General features: G+C 62.2%; 24 protein-coding genes and 1 pseudogene. 16 read left to right on the top strand and 9 right to left on the bottom strand.

The window, feature by feature from the left end; all coding sequences use genetic code 11:
- Positions 1–20: 20 nt before the first annotated feature.
- Positions 21–1,133 (top strand): pyridoxal-phosphate-dependent aminotransferase family protein, encoded by a 1,113-nt coding sequence (locus C483_RS10580; protein ID WP_006653351.1) that lies wholly within the window; start codon positions 21–23, stop codon positions 1,131–1,133.
- Positions 1,134–1,792: 659 nt separating this feature from the next.
- The gene (locus C483_RS19960; RefSeq protein ID WP_152419866.1) at positions 1,793–2,188 is read left to right on the top strand and encodes a hypothetical protein; all 396 of its coding nucleotides are present in this window, start codon (positions 1,793–1,795) and stop codon (positions 2,186–2,188) included.
- Here the strand turns inward: C483_RS19960 and C483_RS19955 are convergent, their stop codons facing one another.
- On the bottom strand, positions 2,189–3,238 hold the full coding sequence (locus C483_RS19955; protein ID WP_152419865.1) for a hypothetical protein: 1,050 nt from the start codon (positions 3,236–3,238) through the stop codon (positions 2,189–2,191). It abuts the gene before it with no gap.
- A gap of 84 nt (positions 3,239–3,322) precedes the next feature.
- Between C483_RS19955 and C483_RS19950 the strand changes: the two are divergent.
- Together C483_RS19950 and C483_RS10575 are read left to right on the top strand one after the other, a co-directional pair.
- Positions 3,323–3,451, top strand: a pseudogene (locus C483_RS19950) (alanine--glyoxylate aminotransferase family protein); the annotation flags it as partial.
- Positions 3,452–3,796: 345 nt separating this feature from the next.
- Entirely contained in the window at positions 3,797–4,078 is a 282-nt protein-coding gene (locus tag C483_RS10575; protein ID WP_006653349.1) for a hypothetical protein, read from the top strand.
- Between the two features lie 151 nt (positions 4,079–4,229).
- Here the strand turns inward: C483_RS10575 and C483_RS10570 are convergent, their stop codons facing one another.
- On the bottom strand, positions 4,230–5,618 hold the full coding sequence (locus C483_RS10570; RefSeq protein WP_006653348.1) for a S8 family peptidase: 1,389 nt from the start codon (positions 5,616–5,618) through the stop codon (positions 4,230–4,232).
- A gap of 175 nt (positions 5,619–5,793) precedes the next feature.
- A complete protein-coding gene (gene eif1A, locus C483_RS10565) occupies positions 5,794–6,084 on the bottom strand; it encodes a translation initiation factor eIF-1A (protein ID WP_004267570.1) in 291 nt (96 codons plus the stop codon).
- Between the two features lie 125 nt (positions 6,085–6,209).
- Between eif1A and C483_RS10560 the strand changes: the two genes are divergently transcribed.
- Positions 6,210–6,389, top strand: a complete 180-nt coding sequence (locus tag C483_RS10560; RefSeq protein WP_006653347.1) for a DUF7470 family protein — start codon at positions 6,210–6,212, stop codon at positions 6,387–6,389.
- Between the two features lie 34 nt (positions 6,390–6,423).
- Here the strand turns inward: C483_RS10560 and C483_RS10555 are convergent, their stop codons facing one another.
- Entirely contained in the window at positions 6,424–8,493 is a 2,070-nt protein-coding gene (locus C483_RS10555; protein WP_006653346.1) for a DUF460 domain-containing protein, read from the bottom strand.
- Positions 8,494–8,577: 84 nt separating this feature from the next.
- Complete coding sequence (gene rnz, locus C483_RS10550; protein ID WP_006653345.1) at positions 8,578–9,513, bottom strand: ribonuclease Z; 936 nt, start codon at positions 9,511–9,513, stop codon at positions 8,578–8,580.
- Between the two features lie 177 nt (positions 9,514–9,690).
- Here rnz and C483_RS10545 point away from each other — a divergent pair, with 177 nt between their 5' ends.
- The 5 genes from C483_RS10545 (at position 9,691) to C483_RS10520 (ending at position 14,487) form a co-directional block, all read left to right on the top strand.
- On the top strand, positions 9,691–10,905 hold the full coding sequence (locus C483_RS10545) for a DUF7282 domain-containing protein (protein WP_006653344.1): 1,215 nt from the start codon (positions 9,691–9,693) through the stop codon (positions 10,903–10,905).
- A gap of 99 nt (positions 10,906–11,004) precedes the next feature.
- Positions 11,005–12,009 (top strand): AAA family ATPase, encoded by a 1,005-nt coding sequence (locus tag C483_RS10540; protein ID WP_006653343.1) that lies wholly within the window; start codon positions 11,005–11,007, stop codon positions 12,007–12,009.
- 213 nt (positions 12,010–12,222) lie between these two features.
- Positions 12,223–13,353: a guanosine monophosphate reductase gene (locus C483_RS10535; protein WP_006653342.1), complete on the top strand. Its 1,131-nt coding sequence runs from the start codon at positions 12,223–12,225 to the stop codon at positions 13,351–13,353.
- Positions 13,354–13,585: 232 nt separating this feature from the next.
- Complete coding sequence (locus tag C483_RS10525) at positions 13,586–14,023, top strand: acyl-CoA thioesterase (protein ID WP_006653340.1); 438 nt, start codon at positions 13,586–13,588, stop codon at positions 14,021–14,023.
- A 104-nt stretch (positions 14,024–14,127) separates the two neighbouring features.
- Positions 14,128–14,487, top strand: coding sequence for a hypothetical protein (locus tag C483_RS10520; protein ID WP_006653339.1), 360 nt, complete (start codon positions 14,128–14,130; stop codon positions 14,485–14,487).
- Positions 14,488–14,541: 54 nt separating this feature from the next.
- Here the strand turns inward: C483_RS10520 and C483_RS10515 are convergent, their stop codons facing one another.
- Positions 14,542–15,627, bottom strand: coding sequence for an RNA methylase (locus C483_RS10515; RefSeq protein WP_006653338.1), 1,086 nt, complete (start codon positions 15,625–15,627; stop codon positions 14,542–14,544).
- A 167-nt stretch (positions 15,628–15,794) separates the two neighbouring features.
- Between C483_RS10515 and C483_RS10510 the strand changes: the two genes are divergently transcribed.
- Both C483_RS10510 and C483_RS10505 read left to right on the top strand, forming a co-directional pair.
- Positions 15,795–16,355: a TATA-box-binding protein gene (locus C483_RS10510; RefSeq protein WP_004267580.1), complete on the top strand. Its 561-nt coding sequence runs from the start codon at positions 15,795–15,797 to the stop codon at positions 16,353–16,355.
- Between the two features lie 278 nt (positions 16,356–16,633).
- Positions 16,634–17,752, top strand: a complete 1,119-nt coding sequence (locus C483_RS10505) for a potassium channel family protein (protein WP_006653337.1) — start codon at positions 16,634–16,636, stop codon at positions 17,750–17,752.
- A gap of 87 nt (positions 17,753–17,839) precedes the next feature.
- On the opposite strand, the gene C483_RS10500 is transcribed toward C483_RS10505, so the two are convergent.
- Positions 17,840–18,271 (bottom strand): universal stress protein, encoded by a 432-nt coding sequence (locus tag C483_RS10500; RefSeq protein WP_006653336.1) that lies wholly within the window; start codon positions 18,269–18,271, stop codon positions 17,840–17,842.
- A 164-nt stretch (positions 18,272–18,435) separates the two neighbouring features.
- Here C483_RS10500 and C483_RS10495 point away from each other — a divergent pair, with 164 nt between their 5' ends.
- The gene (locus C483_RS10495; protein ID WP_006653335.1) at positions 18,436–18,630 is read left to right on the top strand and encodes a DUF7534 family protein; all 195 of its coding nucleotides are present in this window, start codon (positions 18,436–18,438) and stop codon (positions 18,628–18,630) included.
- A gap of 38 nt (positions 18,631–18,668) precedes the next feature.
- Here C483_RS10495 and C483_RS10490 read toward each other — a convergent pair whose 3' ends face one another.
- Positions 18,669–19,685 carry a M48 family metalloprotease gene (locus C483_RS10490; RefSeq protein ID WP_049912570.1) on the bottom strand — a complete coding sequence of 339 codons (1,017 nt, stop codon included), beginning with the start codon at positions 19,683–19,685 and terminating at the stop codon, positions 18,669–18,671.
- Positions 19,686–19,858: 173 nt separating this feature from the next.
- On the opposite strand from C483_RS10490, the gene C483_RS10485 reads away from it, so the two are divergent.
- Both C483_RS10485 and C483_RS10480 read left to right on the top strand, forming a co-directional pair.
- Positions 19,859–20,113: a PRC-barrel domain-containing protein gene (locus C483_RS10485; RefSeq protein WP_241431507.1), complete on the top strand. Its 255-nt coding sequence runs from the start codon at positions 19,859–19,861 to the stop codon at positions 20,111–20,113.
- A complete protein-coding gene (locus C483_RS10480) occupies positions 20,103–20,819 on the top strand; it encodes a hypothetical protein (protein WP_006653332.1) in 717 nt (238 codons plus the stop codon). Before C483_RS10485 ends, C483_RS10480 begins: the two co-directional genes overlap by 11 nt.
- Before the next feature lie 59 nt (positions 20,820–20,878).
- Here the strand turns inward: C483_RS10480 and hisG are convergent, their stop codons facing one another.
- Positions 20,879–21,733, bottom strand: a complete 855-nt coding sequence (hisG, locus tag C483_RS10475; protein WP_006653331.1) for an ATP phosphoribosyltransferase — start codon at positions 21,731–21,733, stop codon at positions 20,879–20,881.
- A gap of 307 nt (positions 21,734–22,040) precedes the next feature.
- Between hisG and C483_RS10470 the strand changes: the two genes are divergently transcribed.
- Positions 22,041–23,625, top strand: a 1,585-nt coding sequence (locus C483_RS10470) for a heavy metal translocating P-type ATPase (protein ID WP_006653330.1), incomplete at its 3' end; no start/stop codon positions are given.

Genomic DNA, 23,625 nt, shown 5'->3' with positions numbered 1-23,625 from the left:
GCGGTACTCAGGTGGCTTCCGTGACCGAAAAACGCGAATACCAAGACGACTATCCCGAGCAGACGCTGTACATCCCCGGCCCGACTGAGGTGCGCGACGATGTCATCGAGGCCATGTGCGAGCCGATGTTCGGCCACCGCATGGACCGGATGACCGACCTCTACACGACCATCGTCGAGGATACCAAGACCTTCCTCGGCACCGACAACGACGTCATCATTCTCACCGGCTCCGGCACCGAGTTCATGGAGAGCTCGATCCTCAACCTCGTCGACGACAACGTCCTCGTCACAACCTGTGGCAGCTTCAGCGAACGCCAGGCCAACGTCGCCGAGCGGGTGGGCAAGACCGTGGACACACTCGAGTACGACTGGGGCCAGGCGGTCAAGCCCGAGGACGTCCGCGAGGCGCTCGAGGAGAGCGACCGCGAGTACGACGCGGTCACGTGCGTGATGAACGAGTCCTCGACCGGTGTCCGGAACCCGGTCGAGGAGATCGGCGACGTGGTCGCGGAGTACCCGGACACGTACTTCATCGTCGACGCGGTCTCCTCGCTGGGTGGCGATTTCGTCGCCATCGACGAGCACAACATCGACGTGATCTTCACCTCGGTCCAGAAGGCGTTCGCGATGCCGCCGGGACTCGGCGTCTGTGTCGTCAGCGACGACGCCTACGAGCGCGAACTCGAGTCCGACTCGGCCTCGTGGTACGGCGGGTTCCAGCGGTCGCTCGACTACTACGACCGGAAGGGCCAGACCCACTCCACGCCGGCGATTCCAATCATGCTGGCCTACCGGCAGCAGATGAAGCACATGCTCGACGAAGGCCACGACGCGCGCGACCAGCGTCACCGAGAGATGTCCGAGTACACGCGCGAGTGGGCGCGCGAGCACTTCGATATGTTTCCCGAGGCGGGCTACGAGTCCCAGACGGTGAGCTGTATCGAGAACACGCAGGGGATCGACGTTGCGGAAACGATCGATGCCGTCTCCGAGGAATACGATATGGTCTTCTCGAACGGCTACGGCTCCGCACTCGGCGAGGAGACGTTCCGCATCGGTCACATGGGCGAACACGACGTCGAGAGCATTCGGACGCTGACCGACGCGATCGAAGACGCTGCCGGCCTGTAACCGACGGGGGCGCACACATCGGTCGGAGCGTCCTGGAACCCGCCGTGACGGCGGAACGACGGCGACTCCATTTTTCGTTCTTCGCTGTCTCCGCTGTTTTCGCTCGTCTTCGAACGTGCTCAAGCGACGCGACTCTCTCGTCGTCTCGTATTTGCGTTGCGCCGTTGGCCTCGCAGTCATCTCACTTCCGCTTTGCGCACCGCCGGACCAGTCATCATGCTTGTATGATATTTTCGTGATTCAGATACTGTATCATAGTACTTGTTTCAATAGGGTATACGGTCTATATCGGATGATCTCTACAGTCGCGCGCGTTACCGTTACTACTATTCTTATAAGAAATATGAAATGTGATATGCGGCGAGGACATACGTCGACTTAACTCACACGTCCCGTTCGAGACGGCGGTTACATGACCCATGATCTGATATCCACACCTTCAACCGAGCGGCACAGGCCCGAAACCACCATCGGTCGCGAGTTCGATCGGCGGCGGTCTCGCGTTCCTGCTCGGCACGTTCACGCTTCTCGTCGCCGTCAGCTATATTGGTTGGAACCAACGGCTATAAGTTAAACCAATACAACCTCTCACGTAGTTAAAAATGCCTTCTCTACCACGTCGAACATTGTTAGGAGTTTGTACTAGTAGTATACTACTGATGAGTAGCGGTTGTACCTCGGACGAAGAATTAGACGAGCCTGTCCAATTTTGCTTGGCAACTATTCAAAATATGGATGGGTCAAACAGCTATAATATCCGTGCACAAATTGTTGATGAGGATGAATTGGTATATGAAGTAACTAAAAAATTATCCCCATTAGGGATGTCTCATAATCTTAATCCAACTACCATTTCAATAACAAGATCAGACCTTCCTTCACGAGAAGGTGCCTTCAAATTTCGTGTAAAGGTAGGTTCTTCTGAATGGAAATCCATTGACATGACAGCAATATATGCTGATTCTATCCCAGTGGGTGTTCAAGCAGTTATTACAGAGGAAGAGGAAGTATCTTTCTTTAAATTGGACCCAGAAAATAGAGAATATGATTGCTAGTTACAAATATGTAGCGCACCCGATTAACTTACTTGCCGAATTTGGGAGGGGACATTTTTTTACCCTCTTCTCTATATCTATTTCTTCCCCATTGATTACCAACGACTCATCTACGTCTTCTACCACAATATTGGTCTTCTCGTCGTTCGTGAATTCTGGGCTAGATATTGTGGCTTGACCAACTTCATCAGGGACCCAATCAGGACACCACAGTTCTACTTCCCATTCATGGGTGTGTAACCTATTCCCCCATTCATCACCAAAATTCGTTTCGGCCCAGATCGTCGCTTCAATAGTCCCAGTAATGTACGTATCTGGGTCACCAAATGCTTGACATCGAATCGTACAGGTTGTTTCAGTTAATCCTGACCCCGTAGATGCTCCTCCAGTAGCGAATGGCCAGTAAAAATCGTATCCTTCACCGTTGTTTCCATCCGCAATGAGGGCATCGGCGATAGCTGCGTAATCTAGCATGTCCCCAATTACTGGAGCAGCACCTAATGCTGCTTCAAGAACATCTTCAAGTTCGTCATCATCGGGTTCATTTAATTTCTCGGCATCATCGTCTTCTGGACGAGATGTCCCGAAATAATTATTGTTTTCCATATTACCTGGACTTGGAGTCATTAGATTCCCATTATTCATATCAAAATTAATCCCTTGTGCTTCCAAATACGGAGCAAAATCGGCATCGCTTGGATCATCTCCTAATCGGGAACTCCAACGTCCGAATTCCGACCGCGCAGTTATTTGCAGGTCATGACCCCACGCTCCTAGAGGATTATTTGGCGCATAAAATCGATCATATTCAACAACACTGCTCGTATGATATCCCTCATACTGGTATAGGGACGGATTGACATAACAGGCACCATCCCATTCATCAGTCGTTGGAGACGGTTCTCCACCTGGTGGTGGACGCATGTAATCATCAGTATTCGCATCATCCGCTGATGATGTTTGTGTGAGTCCTCCGAAACCTACTAATGCAACGCTCGTTCGACAAAAATCTCTTCTTGACCGACTGTGTTGGGATTTATCTTCTCCCATGAAAATCACATAGGCCAACAATAATAAATATCTTATAGAAACTCCTTATAACAATTTCCTATGGTTATGACCCTCTTGGTCATAATCGTCTTCTCGAACGGCTACGGCTCCGCGCTCGGCGAGCAGACGTTCCGCATCGGTCACATGGGCGAACACGATGTCGAGAGTATTCGGGCGCTCACCGACGCCATCGAAGACGTCGCGGATCTGTAGCTACCGAGCCGAATCCAGCACGACGGGCGTTTCTGACTCCTCTCGGGCTTTCTGTCTCCTGTTCGGTTCCCGTTCGCTTCGCACTGCGCAGCTGTGACTGTCGCCATCACTACGGATCACAGCGAGCTCGTTCACGTCCGAATGTATAATCGTTTGGTAATGTAGACAAAGGTTACCATGGTAGTGGTTACAATGGTCTATGGAGTCTATAACGGTTGTTTTCTATAATGTTGTGTGGTAACACACATCCATTCCTACCAAGAAAGTGAAACATTATATACGGGGAACCCGTATTTCGAATCGAGACCACCCGTCCCCCGTTCGGGGCGACGGCTGCTACACACCATGACACAGTATCCACACCTTCGCCCACGAAGCACAGACCCCAAACCACCCTCGGTCACGAGCTCGCTCATCGGCGGGATCGTCTTCCTGATCGGTACGTTCGCGCTGCTCGTCGCTGCGAGCTACCCCGTCTACGCGGCAACGATCACGATTACGGTCGCACTCGCAGTCGTCGTCCTCCGACGCGCACTGCCCGCACTCGGTCGCCGCCTCCGTGGCTACATGACCGAACTCGATGTGCCCGGCTTCGGAACCGTCGAAATCCGCGTCAACTCTCAGTAATCGATTTTTCGCGTCTCGGTGTCCGTACAGCACAGCAGTCCCATCGCGACAGTAGACTCGTAGTCACGACAGCCGCGGTACTCGAGTACCCAGTTCCAGTTTCCAAGTCCCGACTCTGCCGGTCGACAAAAGGCGAGTGTCGTCCCGCTCGCTACCCGAACAGCCGTCCGAGCCGTTCGATAATCGCTCCAACCAGCTCAGTGACCCACTCGAACGCCGACGAGACGCTGTCTCGGAGCGTCCCAACTGAGCCACTCTCGGACCAGCCCTCCTCGTGATCGGAGCCACCCGTCGCCCGGTCGTCGCCGACCGCCGCGCGGGCATCGACGAGGCCGTCTCCTTCCGCGCAGGTGTCGAGCACCGACTCCGCCGTCTCGCCAAGAATCGATCGGACTGCCTCGTTGGTTCCCGGTTCCGGTCCCGACTCCTCGCGCGTCTCCCAGACCAGCGCCGCAACGCCGGCGACGAACGGCGCTGCGACGCTCGTTCCGCTGGCCTCGGCGTAGCGGTTGTCGACGGTACTCGAGGTGATGTCGGTGCCCGGTGCGAGCAGGTCGACACCCTCACCGACGCTGCTGTAGGCGGCGAGCGTGTCGTCTTCGTTCATCGCGGTAACGGCGACGACGTCGTCGTGTGTCGCCGGGTAGGTCATCGTCTCCTCGGTGCAAGAGTCGCTTCCGGTATTACCCTCGTTGCCGGCCGCCGAAAGGAGCAGGTGGCCCGCCGCGTGGGCGGTCTCGATTGCCTCTGCGACTGCCTCGCTCTCGCTCTCGCCACCGAGACTCATCGAGATGATCTCCACGTCGTTCTCTATACACCAGTCGATGCCCGCGATCAGATCGCTGTAGCGCCCGTCACCATTGTCGTCGAGCACCTTCACGGCGTAGAGATTCGCGTTCGGTGCCGTCCCCACCACGCCGCGGTCGTTGTCCACCGCGCCGGCGACGCCGGCGACGTGGGTGCCGTGACCGTGGCGGTCCTCGTAATCGTCGGGGAGTCCGGAGCCCGTGACGTTCTGTCCGCCAGCGACCGAGAGGCTACAGTGGTTGGCCTGGATGCCAGTGTCGAGAATCCCGATGTCGACGCCCGACCCGTCCGGTTCGACCTCGGTCGCGCCGATGCGCTCGAGCCCCCACGAGGCCTGCTGGTCGGGGTGGGTCTCACAGTCCGATCGGTCCGGCGGCAACAACGACTCGAGTAGCGACGGCGACCAGTCGTCTGGGATTCCGGTTTCGTCGTCTTCTTCGACGGAGGCGACGCCGGTAGCGGCGAGCAACTCGTCTAGTCGGTTCGACGGCACTTCTGCGAGCACGAACCCGAAGTTGTCGTACTCGCGAAGCGTCGTGCCGCCGACGGAGTCGACGACGTCGAGTAGCTCGCCGAGCAGTCCGTTTTGCGGGTGGACGAACACCCGTCGGCTGTCCGACGAGGGTGACGCTGCGGACGACTGCGATGCCGCTGCCGTCCCCGAAGACGTGACGAGACTCACGGAGACGGCCGCACCGGCACCCTGCAGGAGCTGGCGACGAGTGAGAGTCATGCGGATTGAAAGGTAAACCTGCAAGATAAGCTTTCTGTGCTGTCTGTTCGCGTCGTTGGCACGTCTCACTCATCGATGCACAGAGGCAGCTACCGAGTCGACACGACTGTCCCGACAACGAAACTCCACTCCCACCGAACCGAACCGAACCAAACGAAAATGCCGTCTCGAGTCGCTACTGAATGTGCCCTTCGCGACGGAGCTGATCCGCGTCGCTCTTCTCGTAGCGCCAGGTGATATCTGCCTTCTCGTCCTGCCAGTCCCACGGTTCGACGAGAACCACGTCATCCTCGCGGATCCAGATGCGCTTTTGCATCTTGCCGGGAATGCGCGCAGTGCGCTCTTTCCCGTCCGCACAGCGTACTGTCACCCGATTCGCTCCGAGCATGTTCGTGACGGTCGCGAAGACCTCATCCTCCTCAGGCATTCGGAGGTTCTTCCGACCACCCTCGCCGTCGTCGCTCATGGACCCCGGTTCGAGTTCGAACGGTTTAACCCTTTATCGATTCCCTGGGGCGATCACACCCCGCGCTGGCGAGGACTGTCCCGCGAACCACGGCGTTTATTTCGGTCGGCTGAGCATGCACGACTATGCTGAAACATCTCGGACTGCTCGGAATCGTCGGCATCTTGATTCTCGTTGCCGGTATCGGTATCGTCGCGTATGCGAGCCCTATCGTCGCCGTCGGCATCGCACTCGTGCTCGCTGGCCTCGGTCTCGTCGTCAAGGCGCTCGTCTCGAGTGTCCTCCAGCAGTTCGGTATGTTCTAAGCTCCGTTCTGCCCACCGTCCTGTCCTGTTCGTCTCAGACCTCGTTATCGCCAGCCCGATGCTCGCTGATCAGCTGATCGACCATCGCCGACTTCTGATCGCGTCGGCGCTCCTGGGCGCGGTCGTGCCAGTCGTCGATCACTGCCTCCACGTCCTCTTCCCGTGCGACGGCGAGTTCGTCAACCTCCTGCATCGCCACGTCGCCGGCAGGTCCGACCGGAATCCCGTGCTCGAAGAGCAGTTCGTCGGCAACCTCCGAGAGCCCGCCATCTTTCAGGATCACCCGCGGTTCGAACCCCGCGAGTAACTCCGCCGTCGAGCGCCCCGCACCGCTCGCGTCGCGGACGTAGACGACGTCTCCCTCTGCGATTCCGTACNCCCGCGGTTCGAACCCCGCGAGTAACTCCGCCGTCGAGCGCCCCGCACCGCTCGCGTCGCGGACGTAGACGACGTCTCCCTCTGCGATTCCGTACTGATCGTCGGCCTCGCGAATCGCTCCCTTCGTGAACTTCTCGACGACCTTGACCGGCACCAGTCCCTCCTTCTTCGCGGAGACATCACTGAAGTTCGAGTGATCCAGCTTCCAGAGCGCCTTCATCCGCGCGACCTTGTCCTCTAACTCCTCGACGCGCTCACGGGCCTCGTCGCGTTCGTACTCGAGTCGCTCCGCCCTGCGACGGTGGCGGGTTACCTCGCGGTCCTGTCGCACTTCCTTGCGTTCCTGGCGGCGGGCCGACTCGAGTTCTCCTTCCAACTCGTCGATGCGGTCGTCGCGATCTGCGATCCGTCCCTCGAGAGTGTCGACGTGTGACTGGAGGCGGTCGACCTGTCGTTCCAGATCTTTGATCCGCCGTTCCTCCTCGCTGAGTTCACGCGGTTCGTGTTCGGTTGTCTCCTCCTCGTCGCCGTCGTCGTCCTCGAGGTCGGCGAGGACTGCCTCGACGCTCTCCTCGTCGGCGACGACGCGGGCGGTGACCTCGCCGCGGTCGATTCCCGGCGGGAGCTTCGCGGCGATGCGCTCGAACTGGTCTTCGTGGGCGTCGACGGCGTACAGCGCGGCCGCCATCGCGTCGCGCTGGTGGTCGTCGTCGTAGGGGTGTTCGCGCGTTCGGTGTTGTTTCTCGTCGATCGGCAGGTCTCTCTCCGGAGCCCAGCCAGCCGCGTCGAAGCTCCGGCGGAACTTTTCGACCGTTTCGGGCATCGGCGTCACGTCTGCGGCGACGATGATCGGCCGACCGCGTTCGACGATCCACTCGATCACGTCGGCGGTGTCGCTGGTCCGTGAACTCCAGACATCGAGCACGTCGCCCTCGAGAGAGACGATGGCAGCGGCGGTCGTCGTCCCCGGGTCGATCCCGACGACGACGTGGTCCCGGCGCTTCGCGAGCGGGCGGAACTCGATGCCGTCGCGGCGCTCGCGCTCGATTTCGACGCGGACGTCACCCGAGCGGTTGCGCGAGACGGGGATATCCTGTGGGCGCGCCTCGACGGTGAACACCGCGTTCGCGTAGCCGCCGTATGCTTCCCGGATGTCGGTGTCGTACGCGAGGTTGGCCTCCTCGAGTTCGGACTCGACCTCACGGGCGCGCTTTTTCACCGAGCCGTGGATGCGGCGGGTGTAGCGGTCCTCGCTCCAGCCGCCGCTGCCGGTGGAGCGGCCCCGAGCGACCTTGACGGTCGTGGTGTCGGTAAAGGCGGAGACCTCGTGGCCGACGTTGTGGGCGGCGAGGCGGGCGGCAGCCTCGGCTTCCTGCATCGGTTCCTTGCCGTAGGGAATCCCGTGGCGTTTCGCGACTCGAGAGAGTGGCTCGGGCTGTTCGGCACCCGTTACCTGCACCAGTTTCGTTCCCGTCGGGAGCGCGCCGAGCAGGTGGATGAGCTGGTCCTTGTCGGCGGCCAGCTCGTACATGTTGTCCGTCGCGACGATCGCCGGCTCCTCGTCGTCGATCAGCCGTCTGAGTTTTCGGTGTGAGACGACGTCCCGCGAGACCGTCTCGCCGTCGAATTCGACCAGCGCGTACGACGGTGCGTCACCGCGCACGTCGCCGCTCTGGATGTCGACCCCGAAGACGACTGCATCGAGCGCACTCGTTCGCGTACTCACGCACGGGGGTAGGGGCGAAGTAAGTATAAATCCGGCGCGGGCGTGAGTCCGTGGCGGCGGTGTCAGGTGGCCAGTAAATTCCGGTTACGCTGCGTCTGCGTCCCTGTACTCGAGTTCGATCACATCGCCGTCCTCGGGGACGACCACCTCCTCGTCGAACACGTCGCGCGCCTCGGCGAGGTGGTCGCCGGTGTGGCCCGCGTAGCGCGAGGAGATATGCATCAGCGCCAGCCGGTCCGCACCGGCGCGGTTCGCGATTTCGGCGGCCTGCCGGGCCGTCGAGTGCGCGGTCTTGGCTGCTCGATCCGCGCGGTCCTCGGCAAACGTCGCGTCGTGGATCAGGAGGTCGGGCTCGTCCGCGGCCTCGATCGTCGCCACCGTTGGCCGCGTGTCGCCGGTGTAGACGAGACTGCGGCCGGGCCGGGGTTCGCCGACGACCTGCTCGGGGTCGACGACGGTGCCGTCCTCGAGTTCGACTGGCTCGCCGTTGTGGAGTTTCGAGAATTTCGGGCCGACGGGGACGCCCAGTTCTTCGGCGCGTTCGCGGTCGAAGCGGCCCTTGCGGTCGTCTTCGACGAGTGCGTACCCGACCGAGTTCGTATCGTGGTCCGTGCCGAACGTGCGGATTTCGTACTCGTCGGCGCGGTAGGCAACGTCGCCGTCGCCGACTTCGTTGATCCGCACCGGAAACGAGGGGCGGTTGCCGAGCGCGTTGACGAGTCCTTTGAGCTGGCGACGGGTCCCGTGTGGTGTGTGGACGGCGAGTGGCTCCTCGCGGTCGTTGAAGTCCATCGTCTGGAGGAGCCCCGGAATGCCGAGGACGTGGTCGCCGTGGAGGTGCGTGACGAACAGATGGGAGATGGAGAAGCCGGTTCCAAAGCGCATCATCTGGCGCTGGGTTCCCTCCCCGGCGTCGAACAGCAGTTCCTCTCCCTCGCGGGCGACGTGGATTCCGCTCGGGTTCCGGTTCGTCGTCGGAACCGCACCCGCCGTCCCCAGGAACGTCACGCGTAGTGGCATCGTAGTGATAGGGTGTTCGACGGCCCGGGGCTAAACCCGCTTCGAATGTCGCCCCATCGGTGCAGTAGCCACTCGCTGTGTCGCTGTCAGTCATGACTTGTCTGACGAGTGTCGTGCAAACGGACGGCGCGTTTTACGTCACTCCAGTCCGTAACCTTGCGCATCTAGCCACCCCCAATGAGTTCGAGACCGACTTTCGGCACGATAAAGCGTGTCGTCGCCATCCTGATCGCCATCACGATCGTCCTCGCGGCGGGCATCGTCGTCGGGCAGGCACCCGCACTCTTCGGCATCGACGACGACCCTGAAGCCACGATCGAGTTCGAAGACCAACAGCAAAACGGCTCGGCGGTCGTCATCGACGAGGTCACCCTCTCTGATGGTGGCTACGTCGTCATTACCGGCGGCACCGACGCGACCGAACCCCTCGCCGTCTCGGACCCACTCTCTGCCGGCACCCACGAGAACCTCACCATCGAGCGAGACGATGACGCAGAGCAGGACTTGCTCGGTCGCCTCACCGCAACCGTCCACCAGAACACCGCAGACGAGGACGACTTCGCCTATGCGGAGACCGACGGCACCGAGGACCAACCGTACCTCTCGGCCGGCTATCCCGTCAGCGCTACCGCCACCGTCACCGCCGAGGAAATCGACGACGCACTCGAGGACTCCTTCGCCGTCGAGGACCTCGATGCACCAGACAGCGCCACGACGAACGAAACTATGGAGGTCACCGCCGAGATCCGCAACCCGACTGACCTCGACGCCCAACAGCCCGTCGAACTCCGCCTCGACGGTCGGGTACTCGAGTGGCAGACGCTCGACCTGGAAGGCGGCGAGTCGACGACGGTCACCTTCGAAGTCGACACTCGCGGGACGCCACCCGGCGAGCGCGTCCTCGGCGTCTACACTGACCGTGACGGCATCCACGAGACGATCGAACTCGAGTTCCACACGGAGCCGAGTGTCACGGTCACTGATGCGAGTGACAGCCGTGTGATCACGGATGTGGCGATTCCGGTCGAGGGATTCGTTGCGGTCGTCGAGGATGGAGGCGAAGACGACGGTGAGAACGGAGATGGGGACGAAACTGCAGAGAACGGGACGGACGAGACCGACGCCGATCCCGATGACTGGGAGATACGTGGCGCGAGCGACCAACTCGAGCCGGGTGAGCACGAGGAGGTACGCGTCTCGTTCGACGAGAACGTCTCGGTCGATGACGGCGATGAGCTTACGGCAGTCATCTACGAGGGCGATCCAGAGAACCGTGAGGCAGCCTCGCCGTACGAACCGGATGCCGACGAGATCGTCGTCGACGAGGAGGCATTGCCTGAACTGGTTGCGACGACGTTCACCGTTGGCGAGGAGTCGACTGACGCGGAGTGACCGTCGCGGGTCTCGTGCGTTACCCGCGTCTCATACGTCACGGCGTGCAACCGACCACAACCGACCGATTCTTACCCGTCCCGTCCCTATCGCCTGCCGATGGACGCGCCGCTGTGGACCGACACGCACGCCCCCGAGTTGGCCGAGTTGCCACAGGACGACGCCCGCGAGTACCTAGAGCGGGCCGTCGACGAGCCGATTAATCTCCTCTTACAGGGGCCACCCGGCAGCGGCAAAACGGCGGCAGCGCGCGCACTCGCCCGCGAGGCACACGCCGACCCCGACAACGACCTGATCGAGATCAACGTCGCCGACTTCTTCGGGCGGACGAAAACCGAGATCAAGAACGACCCGCGCTTCGCACAGTTCCTCGTCGGCCGCTCCTCGCTGTCCAAGCGGGACATGATCAACCACGTTCTCAAAGAATCCGCGAGCTACGCCTCCGTCTCCGGCGACTACAAGACGATCTTGCTCGACAACGCCGAAGACGTCCGCGAGGACTTCCAGCAGGCGCTGCGCCGGATCATGGAGCAACACCACCGGACGACGCAGTTTATCATCGCAACCCGCCAGCCGACGAAGCTCATCCCGCCGATCCGTTCACGCTGTTTCCCCGTCTCCTTTCGCTCGCCGAGCAGTGCGGAGACCGTCACCGTCCTCGAGCGCATCGCCGAGGCCGAGGACGTCGACTACGAACCGGACGGACTCGAGTTCGTCGCGGGCTACGCGAACGGCAACCTCCGGCAGGCGATTCTCGCGGCCCAGACGACGGTCGAGGACGCGGGCGAACTCACGATGAGCGCGGCCTACGAGACGATCGGCGAGGTCGGGCTGGAGGACGAAATCGAGTCGATGCTCGACGACGCGGAGGCCGGCGAGTTCACCGACGCTCGAAAGACCTTAGACGACCTCCTCGTCGACGAGGGGCTGGACGGTGAGGAAGTTCTCGACTCAATGTTGCGGCTTTCGCGAAAGCGGTATCAGGGCGAGAAATTGGCGCGGATGCACCGACTCGCCGCCGATATCGAGTTCGAGATGCACGAGGGCTCGAGCGACCGGATTCACGTCTCGCACCTGCTGGCGGAGTTAGGCCGGGACACCTGAGCGCGTCTCACTGAGCGGTCCTGTTTATATACGTGGTTCCGTGAAATCGTCCTGCTGTGCGTCGTCCCCAGTAGTATGCACGTCGTTACACACTGAACTCGACCCTGGTCTGGCGATTCACCGCGCCCTGTTCCCCTCGAGACGGTTCACTCTGAACAGCGTCGGATTGGGGGAGAAGGTTTAATTAGCAAAGACTCCCTGTCATGTAACGGTATGAACGATCTCCGCACTGGACTGAGCTACGGTGACGTGCTCCTTGTCCCGAAACGCTCGCCAGTCGATAGCCGCAGTAATGTTTCCCTTTCGACGCCCCTCACACCAAGCATTGAACTGGCCAATCCATTGGTTTCCGCCGCCATGGATACGGTTACAGAGGCAACTCTCGCGATCGAACTCTCTCGTGCTGGTGGGATCGGTGTGCTTCATCGGTTTCTCACGCCTGCTGAACAGGCCGAGCAGATCGAACAGGTGAAAGCCGCGGGTGAACAGGTGTGTGCTGCCGTCGGTATTAACGAGGACTACATTGAGCGCAGTTCTACTGTGATTGAAAGTGGCGTTGACGCACTCGTAATCGATGTGGCTCACGGCCACCTCGAACGAACACTCACCGCGGTGGAAGCTCTCCGGGAAGCGTTCCCCAGTATCGATCTCATTGCTGGCAATGTTGCTACTCCAGCGGGAGTTGAAGATCTTGCAGCCGCCGGTGCTGACTGTGTGAAAGTTGGTATCGGGCCTGGATCTCACTGTACTACTCGAAAGGTCGCTGGTGCTGGTGTCCCCCAGTTGACTGCTGTTGATGACTGCGCGACAGCGGCTGATGACCTGGACATTACCATCTGTGCGGATGGTGGCATCCGCACATCTGGCGATGCCGTGAAGGCGCTGATGGCTGGCGCAAACACGGTAATGCTTGGCAGCCTTTTTGCTGGCACCGAGGAAGCGCCTGGAGCAGTGGTCGAGATTGACGGGGATCGGTACAAGCGCTCGCGTGGAATGGCGACGACGGCTGCTGGCAAGAAGCGTGAGGACAAAGACAACAATGTTCGGGCTGATGAGGGGGTAGAGGCATTAACGCCGTACAAAGGCACAGTCACCGATGTCGTCGATGAATTTTGTGCTGGTATTCAGTCTGGTCTCTCCTACTGTGGTGGCCATACGATCCAGAACGCGCGCGAGAAGGCGGAGTTCATCCGCGTTGCACCCAGCGCGAAGGAACGTGAAGGCTACCACTCGGACCACGACTGGGAAGGCGTCAGCGTCGACAGCGGGGTGGAGGCGATCGATGAGTCACAGACCGAGAACACGGATCCAGGTATGAACAGCACTGCTGAGAGTGACGACTAATTACCAACTGTCGCCGATGAACCGCAAGACGGCGTCGAGTTGAATCGGCACAAACGCGAGACCGCCAGAGACGGGTACAAGACCGTTGATAACGCAGGAGTCGAACCCAGTGTCGGCACTCAGAAACCGTTGGTCCGCGACCCAGAGCGGCTTTCCCGTGAGGTCGCCGAAACAGCGTCCAAAGCGGGTGGACCCGGCAGGATTTATCGTCACTCCGACTACATTCTGGCACATGCCCACTGTTCTCGATACTCGTATCCGAAATCGCTTTCGCGTCCAGCCGAATCACGCGAACAACAACGCAACGCTCCACGGCGGCACCCTGATGAAGTGGCTCGATGAGGTCGGCGCGATGTCGGCGATGCGCTTTGCCGGCGAGACCTGCGTCACCGCGCGAGTGAACGAACTCGACTTCGAGCGCCCGATTCGGATCGGCGACACTGCACTCGTCGAGGCCTACGTCTACGGCGCAGGCCGGACGAGCGTCCACGTCGCGCTCCGAGCCTGGCGCGAGGAACCCCGCAGCGGCGAGACCGAGCGGACGACTGCGTCCTCGTTCACATTCGTCGCGATCGACGAGGACAACGCGCCGGTTCCAGTGCCCGAACTGTCCGTCGAAACGGAGGAGGGCGACCGGCTCCGAGAGCGTGCGCTCGCGGCCGACTACTGACACGCTACAGCGATCCGTATGAGTGTCTCAAAACCGGTTCCGGCGTCGACACGCACACGCATTCGAACCGATATTCTCTTTTCCGCCCCGTTCGAGCGGCCGGTATGGCACTCGCGGACCGACTCGAGGAACTCGGCGTCGTCGCCGGCTGTGCAATCTTGCTCGCGATTCCGACCGCCGCGTTGCTCGGCATCTTCGTCGACGCCGTACTCTTGCCCGTCCGACTGAGTCTTCTCGCGCTCGTCCCCGGAATCCTCGTCGGGCTGGCGGTGCTCCGATCGGACCGTCTCGAGTACGCCCACGTCTGGCGGTTCGGACTGACGACCTGGCTCGCGGCGTTCGTCCTCTGGGGCGTGTTCGACATCTCCCAGGACGGCACCGACGTCGTGGTTGCGCTCAGCGCCTGGCTCGGCGCGGTTGCCGCTGGCCTCGTCGCCGCGACGGCGGACCGGTGGCGTTCGTGACGTCGGCCTACACTGATTCGTGACCGCAATGGGACACCGCTGTTATCGCCGCTACTACTCGAGTACAAGCACGTATCGCGTCAGCGAGCGATGCACCCGTCGCTCGAAGACGGACTCGAGTTTCCACCCAGCCTGGCGCGCCTCGTGTTCCCACGAGCGGTCGGCGACGACGACGGCGCGGGTGGCGACGCGGCGGGCTTCCGAGAGCGCGCCGGCCACAAGGTCCTCAAGCCGGTGGGTGTCGATCTTGGATTGGCGACCGTAGGGCGCGTCGAAAACGACGCCGTCGACTGCGTCGTCGGCGAGCGGGAGGCGGGTGCCGTCGCCGCGGCCAACGTGCCAGGAGCCGCGTTCGACGCCAGTTGGTGACGGCTCGTCTCGATCCAGGAAATGCCTCAGGTTCTGCTGTGCGCCCTCGGCCATCTTCGCCTGCGCGTCGGTCCCGATCACGTCCGCGCCGACGAGGCCGGCCTCGACGAGCACGCCGCCGGTGCCACACATCGGGTCGAGAAGGGTGCGGCCGGGTCGTGCACCGGCGATGTTCGCGACCGCGCGGGCGAGCAGCGGGTCCATGCTGCCGGGCTGGAAGAAGGGTTTGTCAGTCGGTGCGCGGGTGCCGAAGTCCCGAACGCTTTCGGCGGCGAGCCAGCCGAGGGTACAGACGCCGTCGCCGCCGTCTCCGTCGCCGTCACTGTCACCATCGCCGTCGCCGTCATCGCTTCTACTGTCGGCGGCCGAAAACACCGCCCGTAACACCCGGTCCGGCTCGTCGAGATCGACACCGAACCCGCGGTCGACCAACACCTGTCCGAGTTCGCGCTCGGCCTGTGCGGTGTCGATCCCGGTCGCGCCGTGAACGTCCGTCGCGCGGACCGCGACTGTCGTCTCTGACGGGGCCGGGTCGCACTCGAGTCCAAGCCCTACTGCGTCGAGGAGCGCCCGTGCACTCGCGAGGTCGGCGTCGGTTCGCCCCAGCAGCTCGCTCGCGCGGTGGGTGTAGGCGAGTCCGCGGACGCGCGACGGGTCGATGCCGCGGGCGGTGGCGAGCCCGGGTGCGATTCGGCGGACGTCGCTCGCGGCGCTCGCCGCTTCGCGGGCCGCGAACGCGTCGTCCTCGCCGCCGAGCTCGAGGAAGTACATGGTCGTTCGTCACCGCGGGGACGGTATGAGCCTACCGTTTTTCCCGACGCCGTCGGCCGCTCCGTGCGCAAATCGGCCGCCTCAGGGCTTCCCGACTCAATAAACCGGATATATCAGGTGTCGGTACCAACCTTTATAAACCTTAAATACGTCTTTTTAAGCGACTTATGACGGATCCGAAGGACACCATCAACATCGAAAACGTGGTGGCGTCGACCGGCATCGGACAGGAACTCGACCTCCAGAGCGTCGCAATGGACCTCGAGGGGGCCGACTACGACCCCGAGCAGTTCCCCGGTCTCGTCTACCGCACCCAGAATCCCAAGTCCGCAGCGCTGATCTTCCGGTCGGGGAAGATCGTCTGCACCGGCGCAAAGAGCACTGACGACGTCCACGAGAGCCTCCGTATCGTCTTCGATAAGCTCCGTGAACTCCAGATCCAGGTCAACGAGGATCCGGAAATCGTCGTCCAGAACATCGTCACCTCGGCCGACCTCGGCCGCAACCTCAACCTGAACGCCATCGCGATCGGGCTGGGACTGGAGAACATCGAGTACGAGCCAGAGCAGTTCCCTGGTCTCGTCTACCGCCTCGACGACCCAGAAGTCGTCGCACTGCTGTTCGGTTCGGGTAAGCTCGTCATCACCGGCGGCAAGAAGCCTGAAGACGCCGAACACGCTGTCGACAAGATCGTTTCCCGACTCGAAGATCTCGGTCTACTCGAGTAACGGGCTGGAATCGGTCCGGTTCGCGCTCGCTGATGATCTCTCTTTGCGGGGTCTGCGTTTGCGTTTGCGTTCGCGGTCTGCGTTTGCGTTCGCCACTCTCTGATCTCCGTTCTCCGACCGTCCTGCTTCCCGGAGACACGTCTGTCCGCTTTCCGAGTCGTCTCGTCGCTCGCAAACCGCACGGCGCGTTCCGGTCGCGAGCGACGGGCACAAAACCGGGTCGTCCGTCGCCGGGCCATCGTTGACACCGCGGGGCGTCGTAGGCACTGCCCGAATCCATGCAACCGCTGTATCTCGCCGTCGGCCTCGTGCTGCTGATCGCCGTCATCGTCGACCTCTTCTGGACGACACTCTGGGTCGACGGCGGCTCCGGCCCGCTTTCGGGACGCCTGACGACGGGCGTCTGGCGCGGCCTTCGGTTCGTCGCACGGGAGCGCTCCCGCGCGCTCAGCATTGCCGGTCCGCTGATTCTCGCGTGCACGCTCGTCATGTGGATCGGGCTGCTCTGGCTCGGCTGGGCGTTCCTCTTCGCCGGCGGCTCGGCTGCGCTGGTCAACACCCACACCGGCGACCCCGCGACCTGGCCGGGCCGGCTCTACTACGTCGCCTACACCATGTTCACCAGCGGCAACGGTGACTACGCGCCGACCAGCGCGACTTGGGAACTAGTCAGCGCCGTGACGACGGCGACGGGCATGGCGTTCGTTACGCTCGCGGTCTCCTACGTGCTCTCGGTGCTCGGTGCAGTCTCCGAAAAGCGCTCGTTCGCGAGCGATGTGACGGGGCTGGGCGACCGAAGCGAACGGCTCGTCAGGACAGGGTGGACCGGTGGCTCACCCGACGGCAGCGGTCGTGGCGGCTCGGATGGTACCGGTAGTACGCCCGGAGCCGCCGACGGTGGCTCCGATACCAACGCCCACACCCACACCCACACCCATCCCAACACTGACAACCCCTTCGCCGGGCTGGATCTCTCACTCGAGTCCCTCGCCACACAGCTTAGCCTCCTCGGGGAGCAACACAAGTCCTACCCGATCTTGCATTATTACCACAGCGAGCAGTCGGCCCAGGCCTCCGCGGTCGCCGTTCCGATTCTGGACGAGTCGCTCACGCTCTTTCGACACGGCATTCCGGACGAGGACCAGCCGAATCCGACGCTGGTCGAGGACGCGCGCTCGAGCGTCGACGGCTACCTCGAGACGTTAGAGACGGCGTTCATCGAACCGGCAGCGCAGGCCCCGCCCGCGCCGGAGCTCGACCGGCTGCGCGAGGAAGGTATTCCGACTGTTTCGGACGACGAATTCGAGGCGGCACTCGAGGACCACGCCGAGCGCCGGCGGAAGTTGCTCGGTGTCGTGCGGGCCGACGCGTGGGAGTGGCCGCCGGTGGATGACTGACGTGGTCGAACCGCTGATTGGCAGTTCACCGAGTGTCTATCGCAGGTACCAGCGGCTCATTTGATACTCGGTACCGGTACCTGTAACTCACCTGACGATCGTCACCGGAACCGGCGACCGGCGCGTCACCGTTTCGGCGACGCTGCCGATCAACACGCGACTCACGCCGTGACGGCCATGACTCCCCATGATGACGTGGTCTACGTCGTGAGTATCGATGTACTCTGTAATCGTCCGCGCCGGCGAACCCATTCTGAGTTCGGTCTCGATTTCGACGCCGTCGACCCGCTCCATCGCTTGTTTTCGGTTTTCTTCTAGTAGTTCACGACCGCGCTGGCGCAACTGATCGACGAAGTCGTCGCTGAAGAAGTAGCCCTCGTCACCATACTTCGCGAGGTTCCCTACATCGATGATGTGCAGCAACGTGATCGTCGCGTCCGGGTGTTCGTCGAGAGCGAACGCCAGCGCTGTCCGTGATTGCTCCGACCGATCCATCGGCACGAGTACGTGTTCGGGCATGTGTGGTGTTAGCTCCCGACAATGATAGTGGTATCGCTGCGGTACAGCTCCTGCTCACGCTGAGTCGGTGCTCAAATGTTGTTCAATCGCGGTAGTGGTCGCCGCTTTGCCCGACCATGTAGAAACAGTTATGAGTATTGACAGGAACAGTCCACTCACCGACGATGGCCTCCCACGATCACTTCGCACGAACACTCGCCCTCCTGTGTGCGCTCGCGATCGGTATCGCGAGTATCGTGTCTCCACCCGATCCGTTCACACTCGTACGCTACGCCGCACCACTTCTGGTCGTCGCCGTTGTCCTCTCGGTTATCCTCACCTACGGCGGGGGACTCGAGTCCGTTCGAAACGAGACGTAACGCTGCTTTCTGCTTATCCGTGTACGCGTGCTCGCTGCTCACTCCATCTCTTTCTCTTGGGCCTGTCCCCGTTCTCGCTCGCGCTCCTGAGCAGCCAGCGCGTCGAGTCGCGACTCTGTCGGCGGGTGGGTCCCAAACAACCGGCGCTCGAGTCGGTGCAGCCGCTTGGTGAGTTCCCAGTAGGCCGGCTCTCGGTCGCCGTCCGGACCGAGCATAACCTTCTCGAGTTCCGCCGGTTCCAGCGGGACGATCGACAGCGAGGAGACACCCGACACGTCCCGGAGGTCTGCCGTCGGCGTCTCCGCAACCTCCCGATCCAGTCGCCGGAGGGCGCTCGCGAGCGCGGCGGGCGACCCTGTCACCTCCGCAGCCGCCCGATCCGCTGCTCGCTCTCTGGCCCGCGAGAGGTGACTCGTGATCGTTCGTCCGACGACTAATACGCCGGCTGAGAGGAACCCGAGCGGCACCGTGAAAACCGCGAGCCAGCCGGGATCTTCAATCTCGGCGATCCGTGAACTCAGGCCGTCGGCGAGCACAACGGGGAGGGAGACGACCGTCATGACCATCGCGTCCCGGTTTGCGACGTGGGCGAGTTCGTGGGCGATCACGGCCTCGAGTTCGTCGCTGTTGGCACCGCCGACCGACTCGATCGTCCCCAGTGAGAGCACGAGGTGCATGTTCTCCGGCCGGAAGCCGACAACCAGCGCCTCCGGCGCGTCGCGGTCTGAGACGGCGATCGTCGGCACGGGAACGTCCAACTGGGCCGCAACCCGCGTCGTCGTCCGATACAACTCCGGGGCCGCCTCCTCGTCGACCGGGTGGGCGTCCGCGAGTCGTTCGATCGTCTCGAGTTGGGTGTACTCGAGATAGCCGATCGCCAGCAGCGTGATGATGGTGATGCCGGCGGCGTACTGCGCGCCGAACACGATGTCGAGGAAAGTGAAGATGCCGTAGAAGACGGCCCAGACACCGGCGAGGAACACCGCCGTGACGAGTACCAGGCCGAAGACCGCTGCGACCATCCGACCCTTCAGGGACGCGTGAGCGGAGGGCATGCGCCTCTCTTTCCATGCGTATCCCAAAAGTGTTGAGATCCGTGAACGACGCGTTCGCTGGTGTCTTGATTCACGTTTCGCGTTCCACGTTCCACTGCTCGGTCTCGACGATTGCCCGCGACGTGACACAACAGACACGTGTTTTTATTTATGTGAACGACGAAACTGGTGGTATGTCCCCGATCCTTGCGAGTGCCCTGACGGAAAAGCCGGTGTGTAGTGCGGACGGCCGTCAACTCGGCACCGTCCGGAACCTGACGATGAATCCACAGACTGGCCGGTTAGAATCGGTTCTCGTCGCTACGGACCGGTCAGCTGGCGAACTCAGACACATTCCGCGGACGCCGGAGGGCGACCTTCGAATCTCCGCGGGCGCGATCGTCGGCGTCGACGACCAACTCGTGGTGACGCTGTCGGATGCCGACTGACCGCCGTTCCCTCCTCGCGACGGCAGTTGTCTCCCTTCCGATGTCGACAGTCGGCTGTCTGGACGCTATAACCGAGTCCGACAGCGAACACGACGAGCCCGGTTCGGACGATGATCTCACAGGAGTGGCCGAGTCCACGGACCCCATGCCCACCGCCACCGTCGTCGAGCGCCACACTGAACGCGGCACGGCCGAGTCACTCTCGGCAGAGCGGACCGAGTGGGATCGATGGGTCGAGTATCTTCCAGCGGACACAGACGATTCAGCCGCCGACTCCGAGGTGAAATACGTACAATCGAAGGGGCCCTCGAATGCGGTTGATCCAGAAGCGTACGAAGACCGGGACGAGGAGTCGCCGAAGCGTGACCTCACGTTCACCACCACGTCCTGGGATCGCTGGAAGTACATGCGCGCGAACGAGATCGCATCGAAAGTGGCCGCAGCGCACGTTTCAGAAGCGCTCGGCATCGACGATATCAGTCGTCCTGTCGGGGCGAACCGTGAACCGAGCAGCCGTCGGCCGACGGTGTCGGTCAGGACTACCATCGGCGAGGATGGCGAACTGGTCGCTGGTGCGCGAGTCGACCCCGAGAAACTGGTGGCGGCGACGCCAGACTCGGTGTCGGTTACGTACGAACTAGACGGGCAGTCGTTCGAGACGACGCGGCCGGTGATGGCCGAGTATCGAGAAGAAGTACTGTCGTGACCCACAACGGTTGCCACACCGGAAACTGGCGGTAACAGCGAAAACAGTACCTGCGTCGCTCACTCGACCAACCGCTCGATTTCCGTCACCAGAATATCGCTCGCGCCGGCCTGCTTGACATCCGTGATCGTCTCGAACACGTCTCCCTCGTTGACCACCGCGTGAACCGCGACCTTCTCGCCGCCGCCGTTCGCGATGTCCATCACCGTCGGGCCGCCCATTCCCGGAATCACGTCGCGCACGTCGTCGAGGCGCTCCTCGGGTACGTTCATCATCAGGTAACGCTTGCCCTCGGCCTGCTTCACCGACGCCAGTGCGGTCCGGACCTCCTCGACTTTCGATTCCTCGCGCACGTCCTCTCGGGCGAACAGGCGGACGGAACTCGAGAGCACCTCCTCGACGACGGCTAAGCGATTCATCTTCAGCGTCGTGCCGGTGCTCGTGATGTCGACGATAGCGTCCGAAATTTCGACGTGGGGAGTCAGTTCGGTCGCACCGGAGACCTCGACGACGGTCGGTTCGAGGCCGCGTTCGGCGAAGAATTCGCGAGTGATGTTCGGGAACTCGGTCGCGACGGTCTTGCCGGCGAGATCCTCGACGGTCTCGATTTCGTCGTCTTCCGGTGCGGCGAGGACGAGTCGGCAGGTGCCGAACTCGAGATCGAGCAGTTCTGCGACGTCCTCGACCTGCGCTTCCTGAACCTGATCGTAGCCGGTGATGCCCATATCGGCCGCGCCGTCGGCGACGTACTCCGGAATGTCGGCGGCGCGGGCGAACAGTACCGAGACCTCGGGATCGACGGTGTCGGCGTAGAGCTGTCGGTCGGCACCGTTCTCGAGATGGAGCCCGGCCCGCTCGAGAAGGTCGATCGTCGGCTCGTGCAGGCGGCCCTTGTTGGGAACGGCGATTCGCATTTACAGCGTGTTGGGTCCCAGCGGGGAATTGTCTTTTCATCTCCATCAGCTGCTGTTGTGCTCGCTTCACGCGGTCGATACTCGAGTTTCGCGTAATCACTCGACCCACCAGTGGAACGGGGTGCGTTTCCACGGACGCCGCAGTCGGGACTCGAGTACACTGCAGTCTCGCACACCCGCTGGGGCCGGTCCGCTTTCGCATCTGGCTCCCGAACCGAATTCGAGTTTACTTTCGAAAGTCCATGGTTGAACGAGTCGATTCTTCAAAGGCACAACCCGCTTGAAGGTGTAGCCCGTACGACTAGCCATGACAACCAGACGGGCCCATCTCGAGATCACGGGCATGTCCTGTTCGACGTGCTCAGGAGCCGTCGAGGACGCGGTCGCAGACCTCGACGGCGTCGACGCGGGCAATGCCAACTACGCGACGGACGAGGGAACCGTCGAGTACGACCCGGCCGAGACCTCGCTGGCCGAAATCTACGACGCCATCGCGGACGCCGGCTACGAGGCCGCCTCGGTTACCGAGACGCTCACCGTGATGGGAATGTCCTGTTCGACCTGCTCTGGCACGGTGGGCGACGCCGTTTCCGACCTCCCCGGCGTGATTCGGGCCGACGTGAACTTCGCCTCGGACGAGGCGCGCGTCGAGTACAACCCGAACGATATCTCGCTGGCCGACATCCGCGACGCGATCGCGGACGCCGGCTACGAACCCGTCCACGACGAGGCCGAGGAGACCCAGGGCGCGAGCCAGCGCGAGCGCGCCGTCGAGAAGGAACTCCGCCGCCAGCGCCGACTGGTGATCGGCGGCGGCATCCTGACGCTCCCGTTCGTGCCGATCATGCTCGCGATGTTCGGCCTCGTGACGTTACCCGATCTCGGGACGGTCGACCTCGCCATCGCGTCGGTTCCGATTCTGGGGCTTCTCGAGTTCGTGCTCGCGACGGCGCTGATGGCGACGCTCGGCAAGGAGTTCATCGCCGGCGCGTGGCGGGCGTTTTCGCACAACCGGCGGGCGAACATGGACACGCTGGTCGCGCTCGGCACGTCCGCGGGTTACGTCTACAGTACGGCGTTCCTCTTTGGCCTCATCGCCGGCGCGGGGCTCTACTTCGAGGCCGTCGCGTTCATTCTCTGGTTCATCACGCTCGGCAACTGGCTCGAGGTGCGCTCGAAGGCCCGGGCGGGCAACGCGCTGCGTGAGTTGCTGGAGATGGAGGCGGACGAGGCCACCATCGTTGAAGACGGTGACGAGAAACAGGTCCCACTCGAGAACGTCGCCGTCGGCGACGTGATGAAGGTCCGACCGGGCGAGCGGATTCCGACCGATGGCGAGGTCGTCGACGGCCAGAGCGCGGTCGACGAGTCCATGCTGACCGGCGAATCTGTCCCGGCCGAGAAGGAAGCCGGCGACGAGGTCGTCGGTTCGACGATTAACGAGAACGGCGTGCTCCTCGTGGAGGCGACGAAGGTCGGCTCCGAGACGGCGATCCAGCAGCTCGTCGACCGGGTGAAGGAAGCCCAGTCGCGCCAGCCCGAGATCCAGCGGCTGGTCGACAGGGTGAGCGCCTACTTCGTCCCTGCGGTGATCGTCAACGCCGTCGCCTGGGCGCTGCTCTGGGCCGCGTTCCCGGAACAGCTCGCGGCGTTCGTCGACATGATCCCGCTCTGGGGGCTCGTCCAGGGCGGCCCCGAGGTCGCCGCAGTTGGTGGCGCTGGCGTCCCGGTACTCGAGTTCTCCGTGATCGTGCTCGCCTCGTCGCTGCTGATCGCCTGTCCCTGTGCGCTCGGACTGGCGACGCCGGCGGCGACGATGGTTGGCTCGACGCTCTCGGCGACGAACGGCGTCCTGTTCAAGGGCGGTGACGTGCTGGAGCAGGTGCGGGGGA

Origin of the sequence: Natrialba hulunbeirensis JCM 10989 (genome assembly GCF_000337575.1) — an archaeon.
Lineage (GTDB): Archaea > Halobacteriota > Halobacteria > Halobacteriales > Natrialbaceae > Natrialba > Natrialba hulunbeirensis.
This window is presented reverse-complemented; position numbering and strand designations above follow the sequence as displayed.

Coding starts and splice junctions, on each gene's coding strand:
- C483_RS10480 (WP_006653332.1), top strand. CDS start 20,103: ATGCCGACTGACCGCCGTTCCCTCCTCGCGACGGCAGTTGTCTCCCTT.
- C483_RS19955 (WP_152419865.1), bottom strand. CDS start 3,238: ATGGGAGAAGATAAATCCCAACACAGTCGGTCAAGAAGAGATTTTTGT.
- C483_RS10560 (WP_006653347.1), top strand. CDS start 6,210: ATGCTGAAACATCTCGGACTGCTCGGAATCGTCGGCATCTTGATTCTC.
- C483_RS10510 (WP_004267580.1), top strand. CDS start 15,795: ATGACGGATCCGAAGGACACCATCAACATCGAAAACGTGGTGGCGTCG.
- C483_RS10535 (WP_006653342.1), top strand. CDS start 12,223: ATGAACGATCTCCGCACTGGACTGAGCTACGGTGACGTGCTCCTTGTC.
- C483_RS10520 (WP_006653339.1), top strand. CDS start 14,128: ATGGCACTCGCGGACCGACTCGAGGAACTCGGCGTCGTCGCCGGCTGT.
- C483_RS10570 (WP_006653348.1), bottom strand. CDS start 5,618: ATGACTCTCACTCGTCGCCAGCTCCTGCAGGGTGCCGGTGCGGCCGTC.
- C483_RS10485 (WP_241431507.1), top strand. CDS start 19,859: ATGTCCCCGATCCTTGCGAGTGCCCTGACGGAAAAGCCGGTGTGTAGT.
- C483_RS10495 (WP_006653335.1), top strand. CDS start 18,436: ATGGCCTCCCACGATCACTTCGCACGAACACTCGCCCTCCTGTGTGCG.
- C483_RS10500 (WP_006653336.1), bottom strand. CDS start 18,271: ATGCCCGAACACGTACTCGTGCCGATGGATCGGTCGGAGCAATCACGG.
- C483_RS19960 (WP_152419866.1), top strand. CDS start 1,793: ATGAGTAGCGGTTGTACCTCGGACGAAGAATTAGACGAGCCTGTCCAA.
- hisG (WP_006653331.1), bottom strand. CDS start 21,733: ATGCGAATCGCCGTTCCCAACAAGGGCCGCCTGCACGAGCCGACGATC.
- C483_RS10505 (WP_006653337.1), top strand. CDS start 16,634: ATGCAACCGCTGTATCTCGCCGTCGGCCTCGTGCTGCTGATCGCCGTC.
- C483_RS10490 (WP_049912570.1), bottom strand. CDS start 19,685: ATGCCCTCCGCTCACGCGTCCCTGAAGGGTCGGATGGTCGCAGCGGTC.
- C483_RS10515 (WP_006653338.1), bottom strand. CDS start 15,627: ATGTACTTCCTCGAGCTCGGCGGCGAGGACGACGCGTTCGCGGCCCGC.
- rnz (WP_006653345.1), bottom strand. CDS start 9,513: ATGCCACTACGCGTGACGTTCCTGGGGACGGCGGGTGCGGTTCCGACG.
- C483_RS10525 (WP_006653340.1), top strand. CDS start 13,586: ATGCCCACTGTTCTCGATACTCGTATCCGAAATCGCTTTCGCGTCCAG.
- eif1A (WP_004267570.1), bottom strand. CDS start 6,084: ATGAGCGACGACGGCGAGGGTGGTCGGAAGAACCTCCGAATGCCTGAG.
- C483_RS10575 (WP_006653349.1), top strand. CDS start 3,797: ATGACACAGTATCCACACCTTCGCCCACGAAGCACAGACCCCAAACCA.
- C483_RS10545 (WP_006653344.1), top strand. CDS start 9,691: ATGAGTTCGAGACCGACTTTCGGCACGATAAAGCGTGTCGTCGCCATC.
- C483_RS10540 (WP_006653343.1), top strand. CDS start 11,005: ATGGACGCGCCGCTGTGGACCGACACGCACGCCCCCGAGTTGGCCGAG.